This window comes from Methylobacterium sp. WL116, assembly GCF_008039455.1.
Lineage (GTDB): Bacteria > Pseudomonadota > Alphaproteobacteria > Rhizobiales > Beijerinckiaceae > Methylobacterium.
Genome location: NZ_VRUV01000227.1, coordinates 1 through 7,134, shown reverse-complemented (window position 1 = coordinate 7,134; position 7,134 = coordinate 1). Strand labels below are relative to the sequence as shown.

At 72.1% G+C, this 7,134-nt stretch carries 6 protein-coding genes and 1 tRNA gene; 3 read left to right on the top strand and 4 right to left on the bottom strand.

The window, feature by feature from the left end:
* Window positions 1–269: transketolase C-terminal domain-containing protein (locus tag FV223_RS16220; RefSeq protein ID WP_281407449.1), on the top strand; the 269-nt coding region annotated here is incomplete at its 5' end.
* Between the two features lie 18 nt (window positions 270–287).
* On the opposite strand, the gene FV223_RS16215 is transcribed toward FV223_RS16220, so the two are convergent.
* Window positions 288–2,135 (bottom strand): chloride channel protein, encoded by a 1,848-nt coding sequence (locus tag FV223_RS16215; protein ID WP_147728005.1) that lies wholly within the window; start codon window positions 2,133–2,135, stop codon window positions 288–290.
* A 131-nt stretch (window positions 2,136–2,266) separates the two neighbouring features.
* Here FV223_RS16215 and FV223_RS16210 point away from each other — a divergent pair.
* A tRNA-His gene (locus tag FV223_RS16210) sits at window positions 2,267–2,343 on the top strand.
* A gap of 157 nt (window positions 2,344–2,500) precedes the next feature.
* Here FV223_RS16210 and FV223_RS16205 read toward each other — a convergent pair.
* The 3 genes from FV223_RS16205 to FV223_RS16195 all read right to left on the bottom strand — a co-directional run bounded on the left by FV223_RS16205 (window position 2,501) and on the right by FV223_RS16195 (window position 6,517).
* Window positions 2,501–3,547 carry a KpsF/GutQ family sugar-phosphate isomerase gene (locus tag FV223_RS16205; RefSeq protein ID WP_147728004.1) on the bottom strand — a complete coding sequence of 349 codons (1,047 nt, stop codon included), beginning with the start codon at window positions 3,545–3,547 and terminating at the stop codon, window positions 2,501–2,503.
* Window positions 3,548–3,698: 151 nt separating this feature from the next.
* Window positions 3,699–5,114, bottom strand: a complete 1,416-nt coding sequence (locus tag FV223_RS16200; protein WP_147728003.1) for a cytochrome P450 — start codon at window positions 5,112–5,114, stop codon at window positions 3,699–3,701.
* A 152-nt stretch (window positions 5,115–5,266) separates the two neighbouring features.
* Complete coding sequence (locus FV223_RS16195) at window positions 5,267–6,517, bottom strand: nucleoside transporter C-terminal domain-containing protein (protein ID WP_147728002.1); 1,251 nt, start codon at window positions 6,515–6,517, stop codon at window positions 5,267–5,269.
* A gap of 211 nt (window positions 6,518–6,728) precedes the next feature.
* On the opposite strand from FV223_RS16195, the gene FV223_RS16190 reads away from it, so the two are divergent.
* On the top strand, window positions 6,729–7,134 hold a 406-nt coding region (locus tag FV223_RS16190; protein ID WP_147728001.1), incomplete at its 3' end, for an alpha/beta hydrolase.

Here is a 7,134-nt window from a genome sequence, read left to right as displayed (position 1 = left end):
TTCTGATCACGCTGGAGGAGGGCTCGCGCGGCGGCTTCGGGGCGCAGGTGCTGCACCTGCTGACCGAGCGCGGCGTGCTCGACGCGATGCGGCTGCGGGTGCGCACGATGACCCTGCCCGACAGCTATCAAGACCACGACAGCCCGGACAAGATGTACGCCGAGGCCGGCCTCGACGCCGCCAGCATCGTCCGGAAGGTCGAGGACATCCTCCTCGAGCGGAAGGCCCGCCCGAGCAACGTCGTCAGCGTCGGGCGCCGCCCGCGCTGAGCGCCGGTCGGCCGTCGATCAGTCCGTCTCGCCCTGCATCGCGCGGCGCTGGCGGTCGAGCTCGTCGCTGTAGCGCTTCAAGGTGTGGCTCTCCGTGAGCATGCCGATGACCTGCCGGTCGCGGATCGAGTCGACCACGGCGAGCGCCTCGCTCTCGGTGCGGTCGAAGGCCGCCGAGGCTTCCTTGGCGTTCAGCTCGGGCGTCAGGATGTCGTCGGGGTGGCGCAGCACGTCGGCGAGCGTCGCCGGCGTCTCGCTCGCGTCGCGCGCGGCGGCATGGGCCTCGGGCACCAGGACGATGCCGGCGTAGCGGCCTGCCTCGTCCACCACGATCACCCGCGAGGGCGATCCGAGCGGGTGCGCCCGCAGGAAGGTCGCCATCGGCGTATCGAGGGGGATGGTGCGCACGTCCTTGCGCATCAGCCGACCGACCGTCAGGCTGCGGATCCAGCCGACGTCGTGGGCGCTGCGGATGCTCTCGCCACGCAGGTGGAAGCGCCAGGTGGCGAAGGAATAGCCGAAGGTCTTCCGCACGGTGAGCGACGAGGCGATCACCGCGACGAGGACGAGGCCGGTGATCGGCAGGCTGCCGGTCACTTCCAGCGCCAGGAACGTCATGGTGAGCGGGCCGCCGATGACGGCGACCGCGAGCGCGCTCATGCCGATCACCGCATAGGCGAGCGGCGTCAGCCCGAAGGCGGCGAGCCCCGGGATCACCGCCGGCGCGACCATCGCGAACAGCTTGCCGGCGAGCGCACCGAGGAACAGCGAGGCGAAGAACAGGCCTCCGCGGAACCCCGACCCGATCGAGATCGCCGAGGCCGTCGCCTTGCCGACGAACAGCAGAACGAGCGCCGCCGTGCCGTAGCCCTCGGCCCCGTCCGCGAAGTGGACGTGGAGAGCGCCGTGCCCGCCGGACAGCACCTGCGGGCCGATCGCGAGCGCCAGCGCGCCGACGCAGAGGCCCCCGAGCGCGGGTCCGGCCACCCGCGGGATCCGCGTCGCCGCCACGCCCTGCTCGACCAGCGTGACGCCGCGCATGATCAGGATGCCGAGGCCGGCGCAGAACAGGCCGAGGACGAGGCTCGGCAGGGTGTCGGCGCCGGTCACCGCGGCCGTCGTCACCGCCTGGACGTTGTCGAGGGCGACCAGAGGCTGGGCCGCGACCAGGCTCCGCGAGACCAGGCTGCCGCACAAGGCGGCCACCACCACCGGCGTCAGCGTCGCGATCGAGTAGGTGCCGATGATCAGCTCGAAGGCGTAGAACGCGCCGGTCAGCGGCGCCCCGAAGGCGGCGGCGATCGCCGCGGCCGATCCGCAGCCGACCAGCGTGCGCAGGTCGTTGCGCCGCATCTCGAAGGCGATGCCGAGGCGCGAGGCGAGGCCGCCGCAGATCTGCGTATAGCCCGCCTCGAGCCCGACCGAGGCGCCGCTTCCGTTCGAGATGACGTTCTGCATGGCCACGTAGACGCTGTCGCGCAGCGACATCCGGCCGCCATGGAGCGCGTTGGCCTCGATCGGATCGATCACCGGCCGCCTCCGCCGCCCGCGGATCGCGTTGGCTGCGAGGATCACGAGGCCGAGCAGGATGCCGCCGAGGCAGGGGCCGACGAGAAGGGCGAGCGGCGTCACGGCGTCGGCCGCGCTGAGGCGGGTCCCGTGCGGCAGGCGGTACAGCGCCTCGCGAAGGCCCTGCGTCGCGACGTTCATCCCCGCCACCGCCGCGCCGGCGACGCATCCGGTCAGGCCGGAGAGCACCACGAGCCCGACCTCGCTGCGGCGGACGAGGACGCGGAGCCGGCCGGGCGCCTGGACCAGGGTCGCGCGGTCCCAGCAGCGGCGCGGGGTCTCGGCGGTCTGGCTCATCGCGGCGCGGGCATGGGACGACAGGTCACGCCCGATCCTTACGGGTTCGCGCACGCCTCCGTCCACAGGCGCAGGCGTGGTGTCGAACCCGCTTGAAATGCCGCCGCCGCCACGATACACCCCGCCGCAGTGCCGCCGTAGCTCAGTTGGTTAGAGCGCTTGATTGTGGATCAAGAGGTCCCCCGTTCGAGCCGGGGCGGTGGTACCATCGATTTCGACGGGCGATGCGAGGGGTTGGCGAAGCGCCGGCCCCTTTTTCGTTTGTGGAGGATCGGGTCCGCACTCCCCCCGCCCCTTGCTCAAGCCCGACTGCGCTTTCGCAGACGAAGCTTCGAGCCGCATCCGCGAGGGTGCGGCCGCGGGGGTCACACCACGCCGGCGCGGAGCAGGTCGTGGATGTGCAGGATGCCGGCGGGGCGGCCGGCTTCGACCACGAAGATCGCCGTGATGCGCTTGCGGTTCATCACCTCCAGGGCGGCGCTCGCCAGGAGGTCGGCCTCGACCACCACCGGGGCGGCCGTCATCACCTGCTGAACGGTGGTGTCGAGGATCGCCGGGCCCATGTGGCGGCGCAGGTCGCCGTCGGTGACGATGCCGATCAGGTGCCCGTCCGCGTCGACGACGCCGACGCAACCGTAGCGGCGCCGGGTGATCTCGATCAGGACGTCGGACATCACCATCGCGTCGGGCACGAGCGGCACCTCGTCGCCGGTGTGCATGAGCTGGCGCACGGTCTTCAGGCGTGCGGCGAGGGTCCCGCCGGGATGGAGCGTCTTGAAGCGCGCCGAGGTGAAGCCGCGCTGCTCGACGAGCGCCACCGCGATGGCGTCGCCGAGCGCCAGCTGGATCAGGCTCGAGGTGGTGGGCGCGAGGTCGTGGGGGCAGGATTCGCGCACCTTCGGCAGGGCGAGCAGCACGTCCGCCGCGCGGCCGAGCGTGCTGTCGGCGTTGCAGGTGATCGCGATCAAGGGGATCGAGAAGCGGCGCGAGAAGCTGACGAGGTCGCCGAGCTCCACCGTCTCGCCCGACCACGATAGTGCGACGATCACGTCGTCGGCGGCGATCATGCCGAGGTCGCCGTGGCTCGCCTCGGTGGGGTGGACGAAGAAGGCGTGCGTGCCGGTGGAGGCCAGCGTCGCGGCGAGCTTGCGCCCGACATGGCCGCTCTTGCCGATGCCGCAGACGATGACGCGGCCCTTCACCGACAGGATGGTCTCGACCGCCCGCTCGAACGCGACGCCGAGGTCGCCGTCCAGAAGCGCGATGACCTCATCGAGCGCCGACATGCCGAGGCGGAGGCTGCGCACCGCGATGGCGCGCGGATCGCCCTCGCCTGCGGCGACCGCATGAAGGCGCGGCGACGCCGCTTTGGGGGGGTTCTGCGCGATCGGGAACGCGGTGACGTGCGACATGGGGCATCCGCATAGGATCCCGGCATCGAGAACGCGCACCGGGCAGGCTGGAACGGCATCGTGCCCGGTCGTCGGGCGACGCTACGCCTAGGTTCGGGCCGTGGTTTAAATGTGACGGCGCGATGTCGCAGCGGGCCGGCACGGGGGGCCGTCAGCGCGGCACCAGGTGGAAGTCCGGTGCGTGCTCGGGCTGGGTCGTCACGACGGCCGCCGGCAGCACCGGGCGGCCATCGGCGAGCGAGATCCTGAACCGGCCGACGATGCGGGCGAGCGCCAGCACCGCCTCGGTCAGGGCGAAATGCGCGCCGATGCAGACCCGCGGGCCGACGCCGAAGGGGAGATAGGCGTAGCGCGGGATCGCCGGGGCGCCGGGCAGGAAGCGGCCCGGATCGAAGGCGTGTGGGTCGTCCCATACGCGGCGGTGCCGGTGCAGCACCCAGGGCGAGATCATCACGATGTCGCCGGCCGCGATCTCCACGCCGGCGACGCGGTCGGCTTCGAGCGCGCGTCGCACGATGACGAAGGCCGGCGGATAGAGCCGCATCGTCTCGTCGATCACCGCGCGGGTCAGCGGCAGGCGCCCGTCCTGGGCGCAGCCGGCCGGGGCGGCGAGGTCCGCGCCCTGCACCTCGCGCGCCACCTGCTCCTGCAGCTCGGGCGCCAGCGCCAGCATGTAGGCGGCCCAGAACAGCAGCACCGCGGTGGTCTCGTGCCCGGCCAGGATCATGGTCGCGACCTGGTCGCGGACCTCGGCGTAGCTGAAGGCCGCCCCGGTCTCGGGATTGCGGGCGGCCATCAGCAGGTCGAGCAGGTCGCGATGGGTGCGCGGGGTCCCGTCGGCGGCCCGCGCTTCGATGATCTGGCCGAGGAAGGGCGTCCAGCGCTTCCGGAACCGGGCGCGCGGAAAGTCGAGGGGCGCCCGCCAGGTCGGCGGCATCAGGATGTCGAGGAGGTGGGGCCGGCCGAGGCGCTCGGAATACTCGGCGATGAAGCCGCGCAGCGCGTCCCCATGCCGATCCATCGCCACCGAGAACATGCTGCGCCCGGCGATCTCCAGGGCCAGCCGGTGAAGGGCAGCGAACAGGGCGACGGGGCCGCGCGCGGCGGCGACGTCGAACTCGCCGAGCGCGTCGCCGATCGCGCGGTCGATCAGCGGGACGAGGCCGTCGATCGCCTTCGGGGTGAAGGCCGGTGCCAGCGAGCGTCGCTGGTGGCGCCAGGATGCGCCTTCGCTGATCAGGACGCCGTCGCCGAGGATCGGGCGCAGGATCCGCACGGAACCGGCGGTGCGGGCATAGTTCGCCTGGTTGTCGACGAGCACCCGGCGGATCGCATCCGGATCGCTCAGGGTGAAGCTCGACCGCCCGAGCAGGCTGCGGCGGGTGATCAGATCGTCGTAGGCTCGGCGCGGCCAGCCGACGAGGGCGTTGGTGCGCAACGCGCCGAGATAGGAGAGGATCGGCGGCTCGCGCTCCGGCGGAACCCGGAACGGCGGCACGATCCGCGACGTCGCGGCGCGCGCGCCATCGGAGGCCTGCGCCGCCGTAGGGTCGAGAACCGTCGTCATGTCCGTCCTCCGCCGATGGCGACGCGCCCCGGTCCACCGTCCGCGACCCGTTCGCCGGGGCCGATCCCTCGCGAGGGATCTGTCGCCGACATCGGGTCTTCGGGCGCCGTTCTACACGTTCGCAGCCGCCGGCGTGAGGCCGGCAAACCGCCTCACGCGGCGATGAACAGGCCGGCGATGGCCGCGCTCGTCAGGTTCGACAGGGTGCCCGCGAGGATGGCGCGCAGGCCGTAGCGGGCGATCTCGGACCGGCGCTCGGGCACGAGGCTGGAGAAGCTCGCGAGCTGGATCGCGATCGACGACAGGTTGGCGAAGCCGCAGAGCGCGAAGCAGACGATCGCCTGGCTGCGTGGATCGAGGGTGCCGCCCTTCAGCACCGGCGAGAGGTTGGCGTAGGCGAAGAACTCGTTGAAGGCGAGCTTCTGCCCGATCGCGCCGCCGACCAGCGTCGCGTGCTCCCACGGCACGCCGAGGAGCCAGGCGAGCGGTGCGAGCGCGAACCCGAGGATGCCCTGAATCGAGGCCGCCGGATATCCGGCGAGGCCGCCCAGGTAGCCGACGATGCCGTCGGCGAGCGCGATCAGGCCGACGAAGGCGATCAGCATCGCGCCGACCGCGACGGCGACGGCGAGCCCCTTCTGCGTGCCGTCGGCCGCGGCCTCGATCAGGTTGGCCGCGCGCGTCTCGACGAACTCGACCCGGGTGGTGGCGATCCGCGTCGGCTCGGTCGAGGGCACCAGCAGCTTGGCGAAGAGCAGCCCGCCGGGGATCGCCATCAGCGAGGCGGCGAGCAGGTAGGTCATCGGCACGCCGAGCGCCGCGTAGCCGGCCAGGATCGAGCCCGCGGTGGAGGCGGCGCCGCTCGTCATCACCGCGAACAGCTCGGCCCCGGTCAGCAGCGCGAGGAACGGGCGCAGCGCCACCGCGATCTCGCTCTGCCCGATGGCGATGGTGATCACCGCCGAGAACGACTCGATCGGGCTGGTACCGACCAGCCTGCGCAGGCCGGCGCCGACGATGCGGGCGGCGGCCTGCATGATCCCGAGGTGATACAGCACGCCGATCAGCGCCGAGACGTAGAGGATCTGCGGCAGCACCCGAAGCGCCAGGATGAAGCCGCTGCCGCCGAACAGCTCGAACATCCGCGGCTCGACGAGGCCGCCGAACAGGAATGCGGTGCCGCGGTCGCCGTAACCGAGCACGGTCTGGACGAAGCCGGCCGCGGCAGAGAGGCCGGACTGGCCGGACGGGACGAACAGGATCAGCGCGCCGAGGCCGACCTGTAGACCGAGCGCGGCGAGCACCACGCGGGGCCGGATCGCACGCCGGTTCGTCGAGAGCAGGACGGCGACGGCGAGCAGCAGAAGGATGCTGAGGCCGGCATGCAGGAGGCGGTCGAACATCGGATCTCGGAACTCGGCTGGCTGATCGGGACGGCCATGGAAGCTTCGGGCCAAGCTTTTCCCGGCGCGATCGACACGCGGTCGTTTCCCCGCGGGTGCTGGATCGATCCCGGATCGGAACGTGACCCCGGCTGTTCATCGCCGGGGCCCGGACCATATCGTGCCGGGCGCCGTCCCGTGGCCCAATCGAAGATCCGGAGCAGACGACATCATGGCGAGCCTGCGTGCGCATCTCGCGTCCTACATGGTCAGGCGCAACGTCCGGAACCGCCTCGGCGCGATGGACGACGTGGGCAAGATCCGGGCGGTCTTCGGCGGCCGGACGTTCCCGGATCCGTCCGGCGCGACCTACGAGGCCGGCGCCGTCGGCGGGATACCCGGCGAATGGGTCAGGCCGGTCCGCCCCGAGGGACCGGAGCGGCGGCTGCTCTACCTGCACGGCGGCGGCTTCGTCGCCTGCTCGCCGAAATCGCATCGCCCGGTGACGGGCGCGCTGGCCGAGCGCGGCTTCACGATCTTCGCCGCCGATTACCGGCTCGCACCGGAGCACCCGTTTCCGGCCGGCGTCGAGGATGCGTGCGCGGCCTGGAACGCCCTCGCCGCGCTCGGCCCGGCGG

Bases quoted from the DNA above. Each gene is read 5' to 3' on its own strand.
- FV223_RS16215 (WP_147728005.1), bottom strand. From the start codon at position 2,135: ATGAGCCAGACCGCCGAGACCCCGCGCCGCTGCTGGGACCGCGCGACC.
- FV223_RS16205 (WP_147728004.1), bottom strand. From the start codon at position 3,547: ATGTCGCACGTCACCGCGTTCCCGATCGCGCAGAACCCCCCCAAAGCG.
- FV223_RS16200 (WP_147728003.1), bottom strand. From the start codon at position 5,114: ATGACGACGGTTCTCGACCCTACGGCGGCGCAGGCCTCCGATGGCGCG.
- FV223_RS16195 (WP_147728002.1), bottom strand. From the start codon at position 6,517: ATGTTCGACCGCCTCCTGCATGCCGGCCTCAGCATCCTTCTGCTGCTC.